Genomic DNA, 21193 nt, shown 5'->3' on the forward strand with positions numbered 1-21193 from the left:
ACTTAAATGTTACATCTAATATTTGATCGTTATTGGGATATTTGCTTATTAAAAGAAAGTCCAGAAAATACACCTTACTCTATTACTCGAATGGTTTTGAGTGCTTTCTTATTGGCTTTACTTATGGCGGTCGAATGGGATTACGCTTATTTCAACTCTACTGAAAAGATGATAAATTCTTCTGGGGAGATGATAAATAATGTATTCACCTCCATATCTTTAATTATCTCCTATGTCATTTATACTTATCTTGTGTTGTTTGTTAAAGGATTGACCCCGAGGCTTGTGCAGACAGTCACTTCATTGTACTGTATTAATATTATCATCCATATATTAATTATTCCTCTATTGATTATTGGACCATATCTTTCTCTGGTTAATTTAAGAAATCCTTTATTTTTATTTATTGGCATTCTTTATTTATTTTTAAGTTTGGGATTATCTGTTTGGCAGATTGTTATCACAGCTCATATATATAAGTTTGCATTAAACACTACAGCGATTCAATCTGTATTGGCTGCATTTGGCTTAATAGCGGTTAATATTTTAACTATTTCTTTATTACAATGAGATTAGGATTATCATGCATTTACATATTTTAGGTATAAGCGGCACTTTTATGAGCGCCTTAGCTTTGTTGGCGCGTGATGCGGGCTATAAGGTTACTGGAAGTGATGCCAACTGTTATCCGCCAGTAAGTGACTTACTCGCAGCAAAAGGAATAACCTGGAATGAGGGTTATGATGATACTACTTTAGCATTACAAGCAGATCTGGTTATTGTGGGCAATGCCATTAAAAGAGGTATGCCAGTACTCGAAGCTGTAATTGAATCAGGCAAACCATATACTTCTGGACCACAATGGCTTGCTGAAACTATTTTATCCAGATATCAAGTAATTGCCGTTTCTGGTACCCACGGTAAAACAACAACTACGTCAATGGTTGCCTGGATTTTGCATCAAGCAGGACTTAATCCTGGATTTTTAATTGGTGGGGTCTCATCTGATTTTCAAACAAGCTCTTGTCTTGGTTTGGGTAAATGGTTTGTAATTGAAGCAGATGAATATGATAGTGCTTTTTTTGATAAACGTCCTAAGTTTATGCATTATCGTCCAAGAATCGCTATTTTAAACAATCTGGAATTTGATCATGCAGATATTTATCCTGATTTAGCAGCGATTCAATTGCAATTTCATTATCTGATGAGAACTATCCCTGCAAGTGGTGTTGTGATTAAGCCTCGAGATGATAAAGCACTTAATGAAGTGATTGCTCGTGGTCAATATTCGCGAATTGAAGAGTTGAGTTTAGGTGATAGTGCACAATGGACAGCACAATTAATTGAAGAGAATGGTTCAGCATTTAAAGTCTTGCATGATGGCAAGGAAGTGGCTGAAGTAAGATGGCCTTTAATTGGGCGTTTTAATGTGGAAAATGGCTTGGCTGCTCTTGTTGCCAGTGTAAATGCTGGAGTAAGCCCCAAAGTAGCAGCTGAAGCGTTAGAACGTTTTACTCCAGTAAAGCGTCGTTTAGAGGTTCGATCCAATAAATATGGTATAACACTTTATGATGATTTTGCGCACCATCCTACAGCCATTATGCGAACAATCGATGCTTTAAAACAAAGTAAGAGACATCAACGTATTTTTGCGGTGTTAGAATTTGCCTCATATACCATGCGTACTGGTGTTCATGCTAATGAAATGGCACATGCTTTGGAACCAGTGAATGGCGCATATGTTTTGGAACCGAATGATTTTAATTTGCACGAAACTGTAAACAACTGGACTTGTCCCTATAAGATTTGTAAAAACCATGATGAAATAATTAGAGAGGTGACTGGGGTTGTACAAGAGGGGGATGCTGTTTTGGTCATGAGTAATCGAGGTTTTAATGGAATTCATCAAAAATTAATCAACTCTATAGACGAGCGCTTTTCAAGATAGTTTATAACCTGGGCGAAGCGTACCCGCTTCACCCAGGCTTCCTTTAGTTTTTTTAGTTATGCTGCACCTTTGTTCGCCCGGGCTTAATTTCTTTGCTCTTCACCTCTTTCTTACTTGAGTTATCCTCGAACGTATTGGACATAAAAAATTATAAAAAAGACTTTTAATTCTTTTTATGTTCAATTAGTTAAATTAATAGTTGCATTATTTTTTATAGGTTGCTATAAAAAATGAAGGCGTTTACATTTTTGGACAATGACGCGTTGCAGTTATTGCGGGTCAATATTTGCAGGAGGGACGCAATGACAATGTTGTTTGCCGAATTTCAGCAAAAAGCAAGAGGACTAGCGACGTGTTTAGCGCGAACTAATGGACAACATGCGGGATGTTTAAGTTTTTTTTCCCTATTCATTTCGAGACATGCTGCCATGGATGATGCGACCACAATAAGTATGCTGGCTCACAGTTTAGATGAGACATATGAATTAATCCAATATGTTAAAGTCGTTAAAAGAAATCCTGAGCTAACTCTAGATGATTTCAATGAATTTAGAAGAAAGGTTATTATTGGAATATATTTGGTCAAGTGGTTTCAATATGATTCCTCGGTAAGTAATTATCTTCATCAAAGTTTAATTGATTTATTTCGCAGTCATTTAGACATTCAATCTCTTGAAGACATGGATAAGGATTTTTTTAACTCATGTTTGAGTGAGTTTAGTTACTATTGCACCTTTGTATATGAACGAAGAGAAGAAAAAACATATAAGGATCTAAACGAACGATTAGGAGCAACAATTCAAAAGGATATTCATGAGACAAAATATTTTTCGTTTAATAAGAACTCTTCATCCTTATATGGCTTTTATAAAGGGGTTATGAGTTCTCTAGGAATGAGTATGTATTAAGGAGGATGTATGACTTTTATCCCGCCAGCATTTGCAAAATTTAGAGTCAATACGCTTAATCTAGAAGCAAAATACTCCACTTTATTAGGAAGATATAAAGTAGTGGATAGTCAGGTCAATGATGGATCCTCTGTAGTACAACAATCTAGCCTTGAAGTATTAATTGCTAGAACAAATGAGGTAATAAAATGTAAATCGGGCAGAGATACCCAGGTTGATGTGTTTAATTTACTCATAAATGAACTGCGGCAAATTCCCAAAGAGGATAAAGAAAAAACCAAACAAGGTACTTTGTTTTTATTAGGTGCATTAATTCATCGCTATTTTCGGTTGATTAAAGAATATGATGATTATAATGCATATGCATCTTGGACCTACTTTGGCAAATGTGATGTGACCACTTGCAAGTTATTCCAAGCCATAAGAAGAGCTTTGCAATTTAAAGAAATAGATGTTGTCAGAAAAAGATATAAAGAGGATGATTTAAAGATTCTTGATGTTGTAACCATCGTAAAATCATTAGAAGTTTTTCGTGATAACATGTTGCTTGAAGATAAAGAGAAAGTTCCCCGTTTCATGAAGTACCCCCATTTTGTAAAGGATGAACATTTCAAACAGTATCTTCAGGATATTATTGATGAGCAAAGAAAACGTGGCGCAGCAGTGTTACATCGATTTAAAGCGATTGATTTTGTTAAATCTCTAGTGACACAAATCGAAAGCGAACGCCAACAGCTTGAAAAAGATATGGAGAAATGGTGTAGAGGGGTTGCAAAAGATTATAGGAATTTTAATTCGTTTAAAATTTTAGACGGAGAAACAATTAATGCCAGTCTGATTAAACATGTTGAGTCAGAGACATCAAGAAATGCAATATTTAGTTTATTTTATACTCCCTCGGTTCAAGATGATCTTGAATCGATTGATCACAGTAATTTTTTGGGAAAGATGAAAGATTGTTCTGATTCTACATGCAGTTACATGCTTTTTGGTGGTTATGTATTACTACTGCAACAACTAAAGCTCCTTGATACAGATCTGTTATTTATTATCCAACAGGCTTTAGGTCTGGAACGATCTCTGGATGAATTGTCAAAAGAAGATATGTTAGACGGTGTGAAATTTCTCAAACGGTTCATTGAGTCCAAACAGGATACTGCCTTTGATTGTGAGTTTTTTGAAGGAGCAGAGAAGATGCATACTGCGATTGCAAGGGCTGAAAAAGAACTTACTTTGCAAGTAGCACCGAAAAAAGAAGAGAGCGAAGTGGTGATTCTTACGGTTTAATTTTTATTGCAAACTAACCTGGGGTCGCGACCCCCAGGTCACACTGTATCATTTCCTCTTGTTTTGTTTAAATACTCGTTTTCTTGCTGGATGTAGTTGAGATCAAAACGAAATAAATTAAATTTTGTGTTTTTATCATAAATATCAATTTGTTCTATTTTTTTTAACTTATTGACTAGATTTATGGAGAGCGGAAGGCCACATAATTCAATAAACACCTTAATGAACCACATAGTGAACATCATGGTAATGAAAACAGAGTTAGGTAGTGTTTTATAAAATGCAATCGCTGTAAAAATTACACTATCCAGCCCTGAGGCTAAAAATGTAGCAAAAAGAAATCTTCCTCCCATATACCGTCCTTGAGTCTTAACTTTGGTTTTGGCAATAAGGTAAGAATTGAACGATTCGGCAATTAGGTAACTGATAAATGATGCCAAAATAATTCTGGAGTTAATGGTTAACAGGGTATCGAAAATAGCATTATTGGTGGTAAAATTAGGATTGGGCATATGGATGACAAGTTGGCCATATAAAATAAAAAATAAATTAAATACGAACCCACACCAAATAGTACGACGTGCATATTTATAACCATACACCTCAGTAATCAAATCAGAAAGCAAAAAGGATAATGGAAAGATCAGTGTTCCAGCATCAGTTGTTAAGCCCCAAACATTAATTAACCTTGGATCAAACCAATTAGCCAGTATAATGATCATGGAATAAGTTAAGGTCAAATACCACAAATAACTCGAATGAATAATAATTCTTCCATTTCCAGATAGATTATTTATGGTTGTATCCATGATTAAAGCGCTAATGAAAACGGATTAAAATTAGTTTTTACATCATAATGATCGACATTATCTTTTCGTTTTAAATAATTTGAAACACGATATGTGATGGGCAACGCACATACCTCATACAATACTTTGAGTAAATACATTGTTCCAATAATTTGCCAAATGCCTGCGTAGGGAATTAGGAACAAAAAGGCAATATGAGTAAAAAGTACTGTATCAATACCCACCCCAACCATCGTGCTTGTAATCGCACGCAGCCACAGACGCTCCCCGGATGTCAGCACTTTGAGTTTGGCTAAAATAATTGAATTGGCAAATTCCCCAAAAAAATAACTAATGACGGAAGCTACGAAAACTCTTAATGTTCCTTGATATACTGTTGCATAAGCTTCTTGATGAGACCAGTAGGGCGAAGGGGTCAGATAAATGGTAAGCCAGGTGCCCAAGAATACAATAGTATTCGCTAGTAATGCCATCCAAATGATCCGCCTGCTAACTTTAAATCCATATACTTCAGTCAGAATATCATCAAAGACATAGGTTAAAGGGAAAAAAATTAAACCCGCAGCAAAATTGATGGAACCAAAAGCAGCTATTTTAAAGGCTGCTAAATTCGATAAGATTAAAAAAGTTGTGAACAGTATTCCAACACTAATAACACTGGATTTGTTTGCGGGGGTTTGTTTGGGGAATCGTTTAATTAAATCCAGATTCTTGGTTTGTTCTGCAGAATATAAAGCCGCAATATGTGCTACATCTTCATGCGAAAAATTATCCAGCCATTTTTTTTGATACAATTCGCTTACTGACTTGTCAAAGGTTACTGCTTTTCCAGTAATTTGCACTGTAACATAAACTTTTGCAGTGTTTTGATAACTGTCATTAACTGAGATAATCCGATAAGCATTAGAAATAATTTTATCCGCTGGAACTTGGAACAGTTGTTTTATTCGATGAAATAATTTATTGATCATGTTTTTAGATTGAGAAAACAATAATGTATGACATGCTTATTATGCCCAAAAGTAAAACAAAAGTCAGTACACTTGTGCCTGAGAACCTTATTGGTCAAAGCATTCAAATGGAGCCTCTTGCTTTAAGTCATTACGAGAGCTTGCGTCATCCAGCCAATGACGCGCGAATTTGGACTTATATGCCCAATAAAGCGAATGGTAAATTTTATGATACCTGGTTTCAGAATTGTTTGATGAAGCAGCTCCACGGCATCCAACTTACCTATGTAATAAGACGGTTAAAGGACAATGAATTAATTGGAAGCCGAGCTTATTATGAGATAGATCTGCAACATAAAAAGCTAGAAGTTGGTTATGGTTGGTTTACACCGTCAGTGTGGGGGAAGCACTATAATCACGAGTCTTTGCTGTTACTGTTTCAAAATGCATTTGAGATCTGGAGTATCAATCGCATACAAATTGCAACAGACCCTCGTAATGTCAAAAACTACAATACGTTAAAAAAATTGGGAGCAACACAAGAAGGTATTCTCCGTCAACATATGATTCATCACAATGGCCAGGTCACAGATACGGTCCTGTTTAGTATCCTTGCCGGAGAATGGCCAGAGGTGAAAAAACGGTTAGTAGAACGGTTAAAGCGTATAAAGTGTTAAGAAGTAATCTAGATAGCATTGGATGAGGTATAATGGGGTCTGCTATTCAGTTATCTGCTTCCCGCAGACAAGCCGCGGGAAGCAGGGGAGAAAGTCGAGAATCCTTCACTTAATGGCCAGCACGACTATGACTCGCTCATGCGGCCATGATTAATGACTTGTAAATTTCATCTCACCCTCTTTATAAGTGACTTTAATGGTATCACCTGCCTTGAATTTTCCTGTCAATATATCTTGAGCCAGAGGATTTTCCAATTGTTGTTGAATGGTGCGTTTTAAAGGCCTTGCCCCATATACAGGATCGAAGCCTGCTTCTGCTAAGTGTGATAATGCTTCCTGAGCTACATCAAGATGGATATCTTGTTGTTTCAGGCGTTTTTGCAAATAACCAATTTGGATTGCAGCAATTTTCGCAATTTGATCTTTAGCAAGGGAATGGAAAACTACGGTATCATCAATGCGGTTAATGAACTCAGGACGGAAGTGCTGGCGCACCATTTCCATTACAGCATCCTTAATTTGTTCGTATTTAAATTTATTCCCCATTTCCTGAATCAGATTGGAGCCCAGGTTTGAGGTCATGACAATAATGGTATTGCGAAAGTCAACAGTACGTCCTTGGCCATCAGTCAAGCGTCCATCATCCATCACTTGCAGGAGTATGTTGAACACATCCGTATGCGCTTTTTCTACTTCATCAAGCAAAATAACGGAATAAGGCCTGCGTCGAACCGCTTCCGTTAAATAGCCTCCCTCCTCATAACCAACATATCCAGGTGGCGCCCCAATGAGACGGGCAACAGAATGTTTTTCCATAAACTCGGACATATCGATGCGTACCATCGCATCTTCGGTATCAAAGAGAAATGAAGCAAGGGCCTTACATAATTCAGTTTTACCCACACCAGTAGGACCAAGGAATAAAAATGATCCAATAGGACGGTTAGGATCGGATAATCCTGCACGTGAACGACGAATGGCATTGGATACAGCATCTATTGCCTCATTTTGACCTATGAGACGATGATGCAATACTTCTTCCATCCTCAGTAATTTTTCTTTTTCACCTTCCATCATCTTAGCTACAGGTATGCCAGTCCACTTGGAAACGACTTCTGCCACTTCATCTTCTGTCACTTTATTACGCACTAATTTATTTTCATGAGATTCTGCTTCAGCCACTTGTGTCAAACGTTTTTCAAGTTCTGGAATACGTCCATATTGTAATTCAGACATTCTACTCAAATCTCCAGCTCGACGTGCGGTTTCCATTTCAAGTTTTGCTTGCTCAAGGGCCTCTTTAATTTGAGTTGCTCCCTGCATCATCGCTTTTTCTGATTTCCAAACTTCTTCTAAATCAGAGTAGTTGTGTTCCATCTCGTCAATTGTATGTTGTAAGTCATCAAGTCGTTTTTTAGATGCTTCATCGTGTTCTTTTTTGAGTGCCTCACGCTCAATTTTTAATTGAATCAAACGTCGTTCTAACTTATCCATGCTTTCGGGTTTAGAATCAATTTCCATGCGGATCAGGCTTCCTGCTTCATCGATTAAATCAATCGCTTTATCGGGAAGTTGTCTGTCCGTAATGTATCGGTGCGATAAAGTAGCAGCTGCGACTATAGCTGGGTCAGTAATTTCAACCCCATGATGTACTTCGTAACGCTCTTTTAAACCACGAAGAATAGCAATTGTATCTTCAACACTGGGTTCATCAACAAGAACTTTCTGGAAGCGCCGTTCCAAAGCAGCATCTTTTTCGATATATTGTCGGTACTCGTCAAGAGTGGTTGCACCGATGCAATGGAGCTCACCGCGCGCTAAAGCTGGTTTGAGCATGTTTCCTGCATCCATTGCGCCTTCCGCTTTTCCAGCTCCCACCATAGTATGAAGCTCATCAATAAAGAGAATAATTTGACCTTCTTGTTTTGCTAGATCGTTTAGAACAGCTTTCAATCGCTCTTCGAATTCACCGCGAAATTTTGCTCCGGCAATCAATGCCCCCATATCCAATGAAAGTAACCGTTTATTTTTTAGACCTTCAGGAACTTCACCATTAATAATACGTTGTGCCAATCCCTCAACAATTGCTGTTTTACCTACGCCGGGCTCACCAATTAAAACAGGATTATTTTTTGTACGCCTTTGCAATACTTGAATGGTTCTGCGAATTTCATCATCGCGACCAATTACCGGGTCTAATTTACCTTGTTCTGCGCGGGCGGTTAGGTCTAGAGTATATTTCTCAAGAGCTTGACGTTGTTCCTCGGCATTAGGATCGTTAACCGTTTCTCCACCACGCAATTCATTAATTGCATTTTCTATTGCTTTCGCTTCACCACCTGCTTGTTTTAGTATGCGAGAAAGACTGCCTTCCTCACTTATTGCCGCCAAAACAAAAAGCTCGCTGGAAATAAAATTGTCTTTCTTTTGTTGCGCCAGCTTGTCAGTAAGATTTAATAGACGATTTAATCCATTTGAAATATGGATATCACCTCCCATACCAGCAACTTTAGGAAGTTTATCTAACGCCTGATCTAAAAGGGTTCTTAAGAGAGGGATATTAATACCAGCCTTACTAAGCAGCGGTCTGCAAGTACCTCCTTGTTGATCCAGAAGCGCCTTCATTAAGTGTTCGGGTTCGATAAAGCCGTTGTCTCGTCCTAAAGCCAGAGATTGAGCATCTGCCAGAGCTATTTGAAATTTTGATGTTAGTTTATCCATTCTCATGATGTATAACCTTCTAATGGTTAATGGGTATTAATTTTCTTGCATCTACCGTAAAATAAGGGCTTATTTAATTATTTCAAGTGATTGATTATGACAAATAACCATTCTTCTAATTCTACTTCGGATTCCCAAGCTTTGCTGAATCAAATCATTATTGATTATATGAAAGAAGCGAAAAGGAAGCGCCGATGGAAATGGTTTATGCGTGTTATTTATTTGCTCATCATTGCTTATATAGTTTATTACGTGTCAAAGGGAACCAATGAAGGTGTAGGTACTAATATCAAGTCTCACGTAGGTATAGTAGATATTACAGGAGAAATGTCTGAAACTAAAGCCAATGCAGATGATTTTGCAAAGGGGTTGGATTCAGCTTATAAAAATCCTGGGTTAAAGGCAGTGATTGTTCGTATTAATAGCCCTGGAGGCAGTCCAGTTCAGGCTGAATATATGTACAACATTATAAAATTTTATCATAAAAAATATCCGGATATAAAAATTTATTCAGTTTGTGTGGATGCGTGTGCTTCTGCTGCTTACTACGTTGCTGTTGCAACGGAAAATATTTATGCCAGTCCTGCAAGCATGGTTGGTTCTATAGGTGTTTTGTATAATGGTTTTGGTTTTGTAGATTTAATCAATAAAATTGGTATTTCGCGAAGATTACAAACATCGGGTGCAAATAAATCATTTTTAGATCCTTTTACCCCTGAAACTGATTTCGCCAAGCAAAAATTACAGGTTATGTTGGATCAAGTACATGAACAGTTTATCAATCGAGTAAAAGAAGGTCGAGGAAGTCGCTTACATATTGATAATGACACATTCTCTGGACTTTTTTGGACTGGCGAACAGGCTTTATCAATTGGGCTAATTGATGGTCTTGCCAGCAGTGGACAGGTAGCTCGTGAAGTGATTAAAATCCCTGAAGTTATTGATTATACCCATAAGCAAAATCTTTTTGATCGAGTGTCCAAAAGTCTTGGAACTGCTTTGGCTGATGAACTTCCTTTAGCTCTTGGATTAAAGCCGGGGTTTAAATAAAATTTAAGCCCTGAATTCTTTGCAGCCTGGGTGGAGCCCAGCGAAACCCGGGACTGTAACAAATTATTCCTGGGTAACGGCTCTGCCTTCACCCAGGCTACGATTTTTCTTATTTCAAAATAGGGGAAATAGTTTGTAACAATGATTTAAACACCTTAGGTGTTCCAGCTACAATGTCTCCGTATTTGAGAAAATCATCACCGCCTTGTAAATCACTAATTAATCCACCTGCCTCTCGAATTAATAAGGATCCTGCTGCAATATCCCAAGGCCGCAAACCGAACTCCCAAAATCCATCCAGCCGACCACTGGCTACATAAGCCAAATCAAGTGCTGCAGATCCAGTTCTTCTGACTCCGGCACATTTACCAAATAATGCTTCAAAAGTAGGTAGGTATTTTTGTGCTGCATTGATGTCCCGTGAGGGGAAACCAGTGCCTAAAAGCGAGGCCACAAGTTGAGTTTGCTTGGAAACGCGTATTCTTCGATCATTTAATCGTGCTCCGCGCCCTCGGCTTGCAGCAAAACATTCATGTCGTAATGGATCGTAAATAACTCCATGTTCTATCCTGCCTTTAACTTTTACCCCTATAGAAACTGAAAAGAAAGGAAATCCATGTAAGTAATTGGATGTTCCGTCCAGTGGATCAATAATCCAGATTGACTCGCCATCTCCTTCCTGGATACCACTTTCCTCAGCAAGAATCCCATGTTCAGGATATGCTTTATGAATCGTATGAATAATGGCTTGTTCGGCTTTGATGTCTACTTCACTAAAATATTCATGGTTATTTTTAGCGGTAATTTTGAGACGATCCACTTGCTCCATATGTCGAATTATAATTTCACCGGCCAGTCGTGCTGCGTTAATTGCTATATTTAAAAGTGGTTCCATGAATATACTCTTGAATGTACAAAACCGGTGATTCTATCATATTTTTTTTGCGCAAATAGAGTTAAATATGAAAAAAGCAAAAATCGTCAAAAAGGGTGTTCGATGATATGATAGAGGCATTTCAATGCATTAATAAAAGTTTTTTTATGAAGTTAAGCTCAATTCGTATTATTCTAGTAGCAACATCTCACCCCGGTAACATAGGCTCAGCAGCTCGAGCGATGAAAACTATGGGGTTAAATTCACTGTATCTGGTTAAACCTAAATCTTTTCCGGATTATAAAGCAAAAGAAATGGCAGCAGGGGCTGATGACCTTTTAGAACGAGCTGTCGTTACTGAAACTTTAGATGAGGCTTTGGTTGGCTGCCAGCTGATTTTGGGAACAAGCGCTAGGCCTAGAGGTCTTTCCTTACCTGGCTTAATTCCTGCATCGTGTGCGGATTTGGTAAGCCAACAATCAGAAAATACTCAGATTGCGATTGTTTTTGGAAGAGAGCATGCAGGTCTTACTAACGAAGAACTGCTAAAATGTCATTATCATATCCATATTCCGAGCAATCCTGAATATGCTTCACTTAATTTGGCACAGGCGGTACAGATTATTGCTTATGAATTGCGAATGAAGCTGTTAGCACCCAAAGCAGAAGTGGCATTACGTGAGGATGAATATGCTGCAGCGGATGAAATAGAACAATTTTATGAGCATTTGAGAGAAGTGTTTATTGAGATTCAATTTTTAAAAGCGTCAAATCCAAGACGTTTAATGCAGCGTGTGCGTCGATTATTTAATCGGGTAAATTTGGAAAAAATGGAAGTAAATCTGCTAAGAGGTATGTTGAGTCAAGTTCAAAAAACGTTGGAATGGGCAAGTAAAAGGAGCCGGAGTGAACAGAATAATTAAAATACCAATTTATTTTGATTATATGGCAACAACACCGACAGATCCGCGTGTAGTAGAGCGCATGATTTGTTATTTAGGCCCAGATGGAGATTATGGTAATCCTTCTTCAGTAACCCATGAATACGGTCGCGTTGCAGCTCTTGCTGTTGAGCATGCGCGTTTACAAGTTGCAGATTCAATTCGCGCGTCCATCCAGGATATAGTATTTACTTCAGGTGCCACAGAAGCGAATAATTTGGCGATAATAGGCGCAGCCCACTTTTATAAGAATAAAGGGATGCATTTGGTTACGATGAGTACAGAACACAAGGCAGTACTTGATAGTTTTTATCGTTTAGAAAAAGATGGATTCGAAGTAACTTATCTGCAGCCTGAATCCAATGGTTTGCTTGATCTTGAAAAACTTACTCAAGCATTGAGATCAGATACCATTTTAGTATCCATCATGCATGTGAATAATGAAATTGGTGTAGTACAAGATATTGCGTCTATTGGTGCTTTATTACGTAATAAAGGAATTCTTTTTCATGTTGACGCAGCACAAAGTGCTGGAAAAATTCCTATTGACCTTGAACATCTTTCTGTAGATTTAATGGCGTTATCAGCCCATAAAAATTATGGTCCCAAAGGTGTGGGTGCGCTTTATGTCCGGCACAAACCACGAATTCGTCTTCAGCCGCAAAGTTTTGGTGGTGGGCATGAGGGAGGTTTACGGTCAGGTACCTTGGCCACGCATCAAATTGTAGGCATGGGAGAAGCGTTTGCGTTAGCCGAAAGCTTACGAGAAGAGGAACAAGCCCGTCTTTTAAGCTATCGTCAGCGTTTATGGAATGGTATTAAGCATTTGCCGGGCATCCAGCTTAATGGAGATGAGCAAAAGCGAATTGCGGGCAATCTTAATATAAGTTTTGCCGGTTTAGATGGGGATTCTTTGCTTTTAGCATTGAATGAGTTAGCTGTATCTACTACTTCAGCCTGTAGTTCTGCCAGTATCCAACCCTCTTACGTGTTGAGAGCTTTAGGGCTAAGCGATGATTTGGCGCAAAGTAGCATGAGATTATCAATAGGGCGTTTTACTAAGGAAGAAGAAGTAGAGCACGCGATTAACGTTATTTGTACGCAAGTAACTCGATTGCATGAAATATCACCATCATGATGTATAATAGAATTGTAGAGGATTGTTTTTTTTCACCCAGACATGTAGGGGTTATCGATTTAAATGATCATTTTGCGGGAGTTGTTAAAAACGACCAAAAAGGTCAAGGAACGATTGAACTCTATGTACAGTGTAATTCAGAGGGTACAATTGTCCGAGCTTGTTTTAAAACAAATGGTAATCCTTATGTAATTGCGAGCCTGGAATGGTTATGCAGGCAGCTTGAAGGGCGGACCATGGATGCCGTACCGCAAATTGATTATCAGCTCATCGTTAAAGAATTAGATATTCCTGTTGCTCAATATCCTATAGCATTAAGGATTATTGATGTTTATAAAGAAGCATTGCTTTTAATGAAGAAAACAAATCGAATCGAGAGGTAATAATGAGTGTAGTAATGCATCATGTAGAAAGCACCGTACCTGAAATCATTTTTACTGAAGCAGCAGTAAAACACTTGGTGTCTTATTTGCAAAAAAATTCTGAATATACTGGGATCCGTTTATCGGTAAAAAAAACTGGGTGTTCTGGTTTATCTTATGTCATTGATTATGTACGAGCTCCTGATGAAAGTGATTTGGTTCTTACTCTGACTGAAAATTATAGTGCATGTATTGATAAGTCCAGTTATCCCTTTCTGAAAAATATGAGTGTTGATTACGTAAAACAGGGTTTAAATTATAAATTCGTTTTCAATAACCCTAACCAAACAGGTCAATGTGGATGTGGGGAAAGTTTCACAGTGGAGTAGAATGCGTTGCGGCATAAGCAATGTCTTTATAGCCTACGTGCTACGGAGAAGCTGTGGCACGTTAACGGAGGGCTTCATCAATAAACATACCTACATTGATGAGAATTTATATGGAAAACATAATGGATGCTCTTTAATTTGTTTCCTGTTTAATTGCTGCTTATTTGAAAAAAAAGCCTAAGACTTTATTTAATTCAGCTTTGGAAGAAGCGCCGAAGATTAACTATAGGCCGAATATGAATGAATCTATATATCTATCACGCGTTTCATTCGCCATTTCTTTAGGTTTTGTTCTAATTTCAATATACTTAGCTTTTGAACTTTCTACTATATCCACCGCGCCATCAAAAATATCAGTTAGATTCTGAATCATCTTATACACCAAGTTAAATGTTTCCAAATAATTACAATTAACTCTTTGGAATAAGCACTTTGGGGTGTTGCGGTGTTTTTTGGAGATATTCTCTACGTACTCGAATTAATTCTTCATATATTTCAATGCAGTTATTTTTTTTGCTGTTTTTTCCAGAAAAGGGAAACTAAAGGTTCCATTAAGATGGTAATACACGTCACTGGTATGCTCTTTTGGCCTATTTATCCTTAATAATTCAAATGCCACCAGTTATGAAAAATAATTGAAAAGATTAAATAGGAATCTACAATTTTTGGGCATTTGAGATAAAATCATACAAATTTTCTTATTATTTTTCTTCTACTTAATAAAAAATAACAGTCATACAGCAATTAAATAATAAATTCGCCTTGTCCATTCAACTTGTAAAATGGTAAAATTTTTTTGACTTAATATTTCCTTAAGAAATGAATATCATTAAAACAATATTTACACTCTTTGAGATGTTTGGTACTATATAGGCCATAGTGTTCGGTGAGTGTATGTACTGGGCATAATTTTATTTAATTAATCTGTACTAGGAGACTTAAATGAGCACAGAAACAATGGTGCAAAGCAGCGAAGCACTTTCACATCAAGTAATTCATGCTGTTAAGGGTTATTTAACCAGTATTAGCAATAAAGATTCCAACTTAAATTTATATCAATTAATTGTTGAAGAAGTTGAAGCTCCGTTATTTCGTACTGTTATGGAGTTAACCCGTTACAACCAATCAAAAGCTGCCCGTGTTCTTGGTGTAAGCCGTGGTACATTACGTACTAAATTAAAGCGTTATTTTGATGATGAATTTATTGGGACTCGTGATTTCTAATTGATTAGAATAGTCTCGCTGGTTTTTTCATAATTAAATATTCCCAATATAGTGGTCTTTAGCTAGGCACTCTGCTACTATTGATAACAGAGTTGGTCAGACAATCGCTCTTTGCTTTGCAAAGGGAGGAAAGTCCGGGCTCCATAGGGTAGAGTGCCAGGTAACGCCTGGGGGGTGTGAACCTACGGAAAGTGCCACAGAAAATATACCGCCTCTTTGAGGTAAGGGTGAAATGGTGCGGTAAGAGCGCACCGCACGGCTGGTAACAGACGTGGCAGGGAAAACCCCACTCGGAGCAAGATCAAATAGGAATCCATTTGGCTGAAAAGTCATTACGTGTGACCCGCACGGGATTCGGGTAGGTCGCTTGAGGCATGTGGTGACGCATGTCCCAGATGAATGATTGTCCATGACAGAACCCGGCTTATCGACTGACTCTTTTTACTTCATTATCCAATTATCTACCCATCGATTTGATTCTTATTCCTTAAATTACAATAATTTCAAGTTATAGAAATTCAATGTCAGATATCCATTTTATCATTATCGGGGATAGTGAAAGTAATATTTATGTTGTAAGAAGCCTTTGACACGAACTAAGCTACAATCCCAGCGCACTATGAAGCGACTGATTTCCAAGTTAAGGATTTTCAATTAGGTAGATCAATAGCTATATTCTTATTTTTAAACAATGATTCAATTTTGCCCTTAATGTAAATTCAATTTCCATTTAGCTCGAAATATGTGTAATTAATTGTCAATTTGGATTATAATATATTCATTCTGTTTTTAATCCGTAATGCTTATTATGAAAAATCAGCAACTGCGTGCCATTTATACAAACCCTGACGAAATCTCTGAACAAACTCTTCTAGAGCAAGTTAAGGAGTTCGCTGAAATAGGGTTTAATGAACACCTCAAAAAATTCATTGAATCCAATAAAAAGAACATTAAGTTATTCACTTCTACCGCGTTTGATGCCTCAAAATACAGCCAGGACTATTTGGATTTCCTAAATGCCATGATTCTAGTATTGTCTTCAGCAAAAACGGATATTAATACAAGGATTATTCGTGAGAAGCATGCTCAGAATCAACATTATTCAAGGCAACCAAAAACGAAGGACGAATATCCGTCAATTGAAGACATTGAGGACTCGACTCTCAATATGAACGTTGCCAAACGACTGGATGCATTTAAAAAAGAGTTAGAGGCTCTTCGCAATCAACAACTAGTCTTCAAAGCCAAGTCTTTAGTAAATTCAGCAAGAGTTGACATAGATATAAATCAGGAAAACTTGGGATTAATGAAAGACGATTATCTTGAGTTGCTTTCAAATTATTCGCAAGAATCATTTGTTGCATTTGAGAAGAAATTTGCTCGTTTATTTGCTGAGAAGTCCATCTTGGCATTCAGAAAGCACTTTGCTGAAAGAAAGCTCAGTATGGATGGAATCGTAAAGGAATGTAAAGGAACCTCTGTGGAAGAAGTGATTAAGAAGGAGCAATCAGAGCTTAATCAGCAAATAATAAACTTTGAATTGATTATGAAGCAAGCAACAGATTTAAAGAGCTTAACGACGCTGCTTAAGCAAGTAAAAACGATTGAAGGCATTATCACGCAAAAAGAAGTTGAACTACTAATCCTTTCAGATGCTCAGAAACTGCAAGAATTCATACGATTAATTGAAGCTAAGGAACAAGAAATACAGCATATCAAGCAAGGGATTAATGGCAGCTCGGAAATACATCAACAAACTATCCAGGCTATTGAAAAGATTGAACAATCCATTCGGCAAAAAAAGGTGGAGGCCGAGTCTCTTTTACAAAAAATTAGCAAGACGAGCAGTGAAGTGCCACAAAAAAGAATAGATGAGGAGTTTTCCTCTCCACAGGAGTTACCTGAGAAAAGTGATCCAAAAAATGAAGAAACGTTTATGGCAAAGAAAAACCGACTGCAAGAAGCAATCTCATTAATACAAACATATAGAGAAACAATAGAACACGAGCAAGAACGATTTTCTGTAAAATTTTTTCATAAATCACGAAATCAGGCGAAGATAAGCTATTGCAATGCATTAGAAAAAGAACTTAAGTTGCAAGATAAAGGTTTAAATTTTGAAAGCAACTTACACGATATTATTAATAATGCTCATAATAAAGTAACCACAGGCGCTGGTGCTCAAAAAGAAATCATCACCAAAGGTGGTAGCTATTTCGGTACAAGCCGCATGCTTAGTTTACAACGACTTTTGGGCATTGATGAAGCCTGGAAAATGAAAGGACACTCCAAAATTCTTTTATTTTCAACCAAGTCTGATTTGCATGGACTTAAAACTTCGGGCTTAGTTGGTGATGACGTAGAAAATATCGTGAAAAATTTCTTCCTTGAAGAAGCTGACAGTGATAAAGCATACCAGCAGCTAAAAGAACAGGTATTTCCAAGCGCAGCTGACAAAAAACTAGAATGCCTTTAATAACCTGGCTTGATTTGAAATCAAGGAGGGAGAGCGTTCTTTAATACCTAAAGCATTATGTGAAACAGGTGCCTCGAGTTTCTGGATAAAATTTCTTTTCTAATTCAAAATGAACCATTTCCTGTTAAGTGTTTTTTCAGGAGGGTATTAATTTGTTCCGGATTAGCTTTTCCTTTAGTTTGTTTCATAATTTGTCCGACAAAGAATGCCAATAATTTTTCTTTTCCTGCTCGGTAATCCGCAGTTTGCTCAGGATATTGCTGAATCAGCTGAAGGATCATTTCCTCCCAAGCAGCAGTATCATCGACTTGTTGGTATCCTTCACGCTCAATAATTGCTTCAATGTCTTTTTCTCCAGCCCAAAGTAATGCAAAAATAGCTCGCGCATTGTTTAAAGAAATAGTACCGTCATGCAGTTTATTAAGAAGGCTCGCCATGAGTTCTGCTGATATGCGCGGTGTATCAAAGGTTAAGTTCTCTTCATTTAAAGCAGCAGCATATTGACCTTTAAGCCAATTAATAATCATTTTTTCCGGAGCACGGCATTCAGCTTTAATTGATTTAAAAAACTGATAAGCTGCGGGTGAAGAGAGAATAAAATTAATGTCCCCCTCATTTAGAGAAGGTGCATTTTTTAATTCAGCATGAATTTTCTCAGGTAAATCCGGTAAATTATTCTTTACTTCGGCAATAAGGAATCGGGTGATTTGTATTGGCAGTAAGTCGGGATCTGGGAAATATCGGTAATCATTTTCATTTTCTTTACTGCGCATTGCATGTGTTGTATGTGTGTCAGGATTATAAAGACGAGTTTCTTGGATTATGGGGTGGCCACTTTCCAGTATATCCTGATGGCGTGCTTGTTCATAAGCGATGGCTTTTTCAATAAAACGGAATGAATTCAAGTTTTTCAATTCAGTTCGTGTTCCTAAAACAGAAGAACCTTTAGGTTTTAAGGATAGGTTGACATCGCAGCGGAAATTTCCTTCTTGCATGTTCCCATCACAAATACCTATAAATTGAACCAATTGATGCAGTTTTTTGAGATAACTCACCGCTTCATGGCTTGAAAACAAACAGGGGGCAGTTACTATTTCCAATAAGGGTGTGCCTGCCCGGTTAAGATCAATACCACTATAACCTGAATGTACTCCATGTAACGATTTACCTGCATCTTCTTCCAAATGGGCACGTACAATCAACACCTCTTTTTCGCTGCCGTCATTCAAAGCAACTGTTAATTTACCATTGCTAACTATTGGCTTTTGAAATTGGCTGATTTGGTAACCCTTGGGTAAATCCGGATAAAAATAGTTTTTACGCTCAAAAACAGATTGATCATTAATGTCAGCTTGGATAGCTAAGCCAAACTGAATCGCCATAATGACCGCTTCCTGATTTAATACTGGCAAAACCCCAGGAAATCCTGCATCGATAAAGCAGGTTTGAGAGTTAGGGGGAGAACCAAAAGCGGTAGATGCACCAGAAAAAAGTTTTGACTTTGTTTTGAGCTGAATATGTACTTCAAGGCCAATGACTGTATCCCATTCCATAATTCACCCTTATTGGTTTGGACTGGCCAAGTGCCAGTTGGTGTGTTGTTGATAATGATGAGCTATCTGGAGCAAGTGGCTTTCACCAAAATGTTTGCCCATGAGTTGCATGCCTACAGGTAACCCTTTAGAAAAACCTGCAGGTATTGAAATTGCGGGGAGTCCAGCAAGGTTAGCAGCTACAGTAAACACGTCTGCCAGGTAGTTTTGGATTGGATCAGCAATTTTTTCACCCAGTTTAAATGCACCTATCGGGGATGTGGGACCGAGAATAACATCGACCGATTTTAGTGTTGTAACGAGTTCTTCTTGGATAAGGCGACGAATTTTTTGTGCTTGCAAATAATAAGCATCAAAATAACCTGATGAAAGAACGTGGGTGCCGGTAAGAATTCGACGTTTAACTTCGATACCAAAACCTTCACTGCGCGTATTACGAATGAGTTCGGTTAATGTTGATGCATTATCACTGCGGTAACCAAAACGCAAACCATCGTAACGTGATAGATTGGATGAAGCTTCAGCGCACGCAACTACATAGTAACAAGGTACCCATAAAGGTTGGAGTTCTAAATTCAAATCAATAATTTCGGCGCCCATGCTTGCAAAAATTTTTACTGCTTCAAGAATCGTATTTTGTATTTCTTGATCTACCTGGGGTTGAAAAAAACACGAAGGTAATCCAATTTTTAATTCGGATAAAGGTTTATTGAGTTCAGTGTAGTAATCGGGAATTGTTGTATCAACCGATGTAGAATCTTTGGGATCAAATCCTGCCATAGCTTGGAGGACCAATGCAAGATCCTCTGCGCTTCTGGCCAAAGGTCCTGCCTGATCCAGACTGGATGCATAGGCAATCATTCCGTAGCGAGAAATGAGTCCATAAGTGGGTTTAATTCCACTAATTCCACATAAGGCGGCAGGTTGTCTTATCGAACCCCCAGTATCAGAGCCTATAGCGAAAGGGATCAACCCGGCAGCTACGGCCGCTGCTGAGCCACCCGAAGAACCCCCAGGAACCCGATCTTTATCCCATGGATTTTTTACCGCACCAAAGTAACTGTTTTCATTAGACGAGCCCATGGCAAATTCGTCCATATTTGTTTTACCTATCAGAATCGATCCTTGTTCAAGTAACTTACTGGCCAATGTCGCTTCATAAGGTGACTGGAACTGTTCAAGCATTTTAGAAGCACAAGTGGTCGGCATACGCTTGGTACAAAACAAATCTTTCAATGCCATAGGGATACCAGTAAGGATTTTGTCATCCCCATTTTTTAACTTATGATCTGCTTTTTGAGCTTCAAGGAGAGCATGCTCTTCATCCAAACTGATAAAAGCATTTAAATCTTTATGTTTTTGAATTTGCTTTAGGCAATGCTGAGTTAATTCAACACTAGAGAGTTTGTTCTGATGTAAATCCTGTGATAATTGCTTTAATGATAAATGTTCCATGATTATTTACTCTGGTCTATGACTTGAGGTACTAAATAAAGATCTTGTTCGAATTTTGGTGCAAGAGCCTCTAATTCAACCAGACAATTTTCTTCAGTAACCGCATCAGGCCTTAAACGTTGACTTAAGGCAAGGGGATGAAAAAGCGGTTCAACCTCTTGGGTATTAACAGAGCGCAGTTGATCGACAAAATTCATGATTGCGTTAATCTCTTCAACGAGCTTTGGCGAATGCTCTATATCCGTATCCAGATAGGCTAGTTGAGAAATTTTCTCTAAATCTTTTGCTGAGATGGTCATAAAATGGTACCCCAAGAATTAACACCATATTATAACGAGGATGTTATAACTTATAAATATAAATATAGTTATAGCCTGGGGGCTGCGTAGCGAAACCCGGGTTTTCATAATATGAATGAACTTCTAAATGCC

General features: G+C 37.9%; 19 protein-coding genes and 1 other RNA gene. 13 read left to right on the plus strand and 7 right to left on the minus strand.

Annotation, left to right across the window (positions count from 1 at the left end):
- Window positions 1-6 precede the first annotated feature (6 nt).
- From FOLKNPGA_RS07795 to FOLKNPGA_RS07810, 4 genes are all read left to right on the plus strand, one after another.
- A complete protein-coding gene (locus FOLKNPGA_RS07795) occupies window positions 7-570 on the plus strand; it encodes a hypothetical protein (protein WP_182352501.1) in 564 nt (187 codons plus the stop codon).
- A gap of 13 nt (window positions 571-583) precedes the next feature.
- Window positions 584-1948, plus strand: a complete 1365-nt coding sequence (mpl, locus tag FOLKNPGA_RS07800; RefSeq protein WP_182352502.1) for a UDP-N-acetylmuramate:L-alanyl-gamma-D-glutamyl-meso-diaminopimelate ligase — start codon at window positions 584-586, stop codon at window positions 1946-1948.
- 302 nt (window positions 1949-2250) lie between these two features.
- Window positions 2251-2856 (plus strand): hypothetical protein, encoded by a 606-nt coding sequence (locus FOLKNPGA_RS07805; RefSeq protein ID WP_182352503.1) that lies wholly within the window; start codon window positions 2251-2253, stop codon window positions 2854-2856.
- Between the two features lie 9 nt (window positions 2857-2865).
- Window positions 2866-4143: a hypothetical protein gene (locus FOLKNPGA_RS07810; protein WP_182352504.1), complete on the plus strand. Its 1278-nt coding sequence runs from the start codon at window positions 2866-2868 to the stop codon at window positions 4141-4143.
- A 38-nt stretch (window positions 4144-4181) separates the two neighbouring features.
- On the opposite strand, the gene FOLKNPGA_RS07815 is transcribed toward FOLKNPGA_RS07810, so the two are convergent.
- A complete protein-coding gene (locus FOLKNPGA_RS07815) occupies window positions 4182-4952 on the minus strand; it encodes a queuosine precursor transporter (RefSeq protein WP_182352505.1) in 771 nt (256 codons plus the stop codon).
- A gap of 2 nt (window positions 4953-4954) precedes the next feature.
- Window positions 4955-5923 carry a queuosine precursor transporter gene (locus FOLKNPGA_RS07820; protein WP_182352506.1) on the minus strand — a complete coding sequence of 323 codons (969 nt, stop codon included), beginning with the start codon at window positions 5921-5923 and terminating at the stop codon, window positions 4955-4957.
- Between the two features lie 23 nt (window positions 5924-5946).
- Between FOLKNPGA_RS07820 and FOLKNPGA_RS07825 the strand changes: the two genes are divergently transcribed.
- Complete coding sequence (locus tag FOLKNPGA_RS07825; RefSeq protein ID WP_182352507.1) at window positions 5947-6579, plus strand: GNAT family N-acetyltransferase; 633 nt, start codon at window positions 5947-5949, stop codon at window positions 6577-6579.
- Window positions 6580-6729: 150 nt separating this feature from the next.
- On the opposite strand, the gene clpB is transcribed toward FOLKNPGA_RS07825, so the two are convergent.
- Window positions 6730-9306: an ATP-dependent chaperone ClpB gene (clpB, locus tag FOLKNPGA_RS07830; protein ID WP_182352508.1), complete on the minus strand. Its 2577-nt coding sequence runs from the start codon at window positions 9304-9306 to the stop codon at window positions 6730-6732.
- A gap of 90 nt (window positions 9307-9396) precedes the next feature.
- On the opposite strand from clpB, the gene FOLKNPGA_RS07835 reads away from it, so the two are divergent.
- The gene (locus FOLKNPGA_RS07835) at window positions 9397-10350 is read left to right on the plus strand and encodes a S49 family peptidase (protein ID WP_182352509.1); all 954 of its coding nucleotides are present in this window, start codon (window positions 9397-9399) and stop codon (window positions 10348-10350) included.
- Window positions 10351-10459: 109 nt separating this feature from the next.
- Here the strand turns inward: FOLKNPGA_RS07835 and FOLKNPGA_RS07840 are convergent, their stop codons facing one another.
- Window positions 10460-11245 (minus strand): inositol monophosphatase family protein, encoded by a 786-nt coding sequence (locus tag FOLKNPGA_RS07840; protein WP_182352510.1) that lies wholly within the window; start codon window positions 11243-11245, stop codon window positions 10460-10462.
- A 146-nt stretch (window positions 11246-11391) separates the two neighbouring features.
- Between FOLKNPGA_RS07840 and trmJ the strand changes: the two genes are divergently transcribed.
- The 7 genes from trmJ to FOLKNPGA_RS07875 all read left to right on the plus strand — a co-directional run bounded on the left by trmJ (window position 11392) and on the right by FOLKNPGA_RS07875 (window position 17754).
- Window positions 11392-12147, plus strand: a complete 756-nt coding sequence (gene trmJ, locus FOLKNPGA_RS07845) for a tRNA (cytosine(32)/uridine(32)-2'-O)-methyltransferase TrmJ (RefSeq protein WP_182352799.1) — start codon at window positions 11392-11394, stop codon at window positions 12145-12147.
- Window positions 12148-12169: 22 nt separating this feature from the next.
- Complete coding sequence (locus FOLKNPGA_RS07850; RefSeq protein WP_370529202.1) at window positions 12170-13303, plus strand: IscS subfamily cysteine desulfurase; 1134 nt, start codon at window positions 12170-12172, stop codon at window positions 13301-13303.
- Entirely contained in the window at window positions 13300-13686 is a 387-nt protein-coding gene (locus tag FOLKNPGA_RS07855) for an iron-sulfur cluster assembly scaffold protein (protein ID WP_182352511.1), read from the plus strand. Before FOLKNPGA_RS07850 ends, FOLKNPGA_RS07855 begins: the two co-directional genes overlap by 4 nt.
- A gap of 2 nt (window positions 13687-13688) precedes the next feature.
- Window positions 13689-14054: an iron-sulfur cluster assembly accessory protein gene (locus FOLKNPGA_RS07860; protein WP_182352512.1), complete on the plus strand. Its 366-nt coding sequence runs from the start codon at window positions 13689-13691 to the stop codon at window positions 14052-14054.
- A gap of 942 nt (window positions 14055-14996) precedes the next feature.
- Window positions 14997-15278, plus strand: a complete 282-nt coding sequence (locus FOLKNPGA_RS07865; protein WP_182352513.1) for a helix-turn-helix domain-containing protein — start codon at window positions 14997-14999, stop codon at window positions 15276-15278.
- 88 nt (window positions 15279-15366) lie between these two features.
- Window positions 15367-15721: RNase P RNA component class A (gene rnpB, locus FOLKNPGA_RS07870), an RNA gene on the plus strand.
- Between the two features lie 365 nt (window positions 15722-16086).
- Window positions 16087-17754, plus strand: a complete 1668-nt coding sequence (locus FOLKNPGA_RS07875; protein WP_182352514.1) for a hypothetical protein — start codon at window positions 16087-16089, stop codon at window positions 17752-17754.
- Window positions 17755-17858: 104 nt separating this feature from the next.
- On the opposite strand, the gene gatB is transcribed toward FOLKNPGA_RS07875, so the two are convergent.
- From gatB to gatC, 3 genes are read right to left on the minus strand one after another with little or no spacing between them, the layout of a single operon-like run.
- On the minus strand, window positions 17859-19307 hold the full coding sequence (gene gatB, locus FOLKNPGA_RS07880; protein WP_182352515.1) for an Asp-tRNA(Asn)/Glu-tRNA(Gln) amidotransferase subunit GatB: 1449 nt from the start codon (window positions 19305-19307) through the stop codon (window positions 17859-17861).
- A 9-nt stretch (window positions 19308-19316) separates the two neighbouring features.
- Window positions 19317-20762 carry an Asp-tRNA(Asn)/Glu-tRNA(Gln) amidotransferase subunit GatA gene (gene gatA / locus FOLKNPGA_RS07885; RefSeq protein WP_182352516.1) on the minus strand — a complete coding sequence of 482 codons (1446 nt, stop codon included), beginning with the start codon at window positions 20760-20762 and terminating at the stop codon, window positions 19317-19319.
- A 2-nt stretch (window positions 20763-20764) separates the two neighbouring features.
- Window positions 20765-21061 (minus strand): Asp-tRNA(Asn)/Glu-tRNA(Gln) amidotransferase subunit GatC, encoded by a 297-nt coding sequence (gene gatC, locus FOLKNPGA_RS07890; RefSeq protein WP_182352517.1) that lies wholly within the window; start codon window positions 21059-21061, stop codon window positions 20765-20767.
- Between the last annotated feature and the right edge of the window lie 132 nt (window positions 21062-21193).

Origin of the sequence: Legionella sp. PC1000 (assembly GCF_014109805.1) — a bacterium.
GTDB classification, from domain to species: Bacteria; Pseudomonadota; Gammaproteobacteria; order Legionellales; family Legionellaceae; genus Legionella; species Legionella resiliens.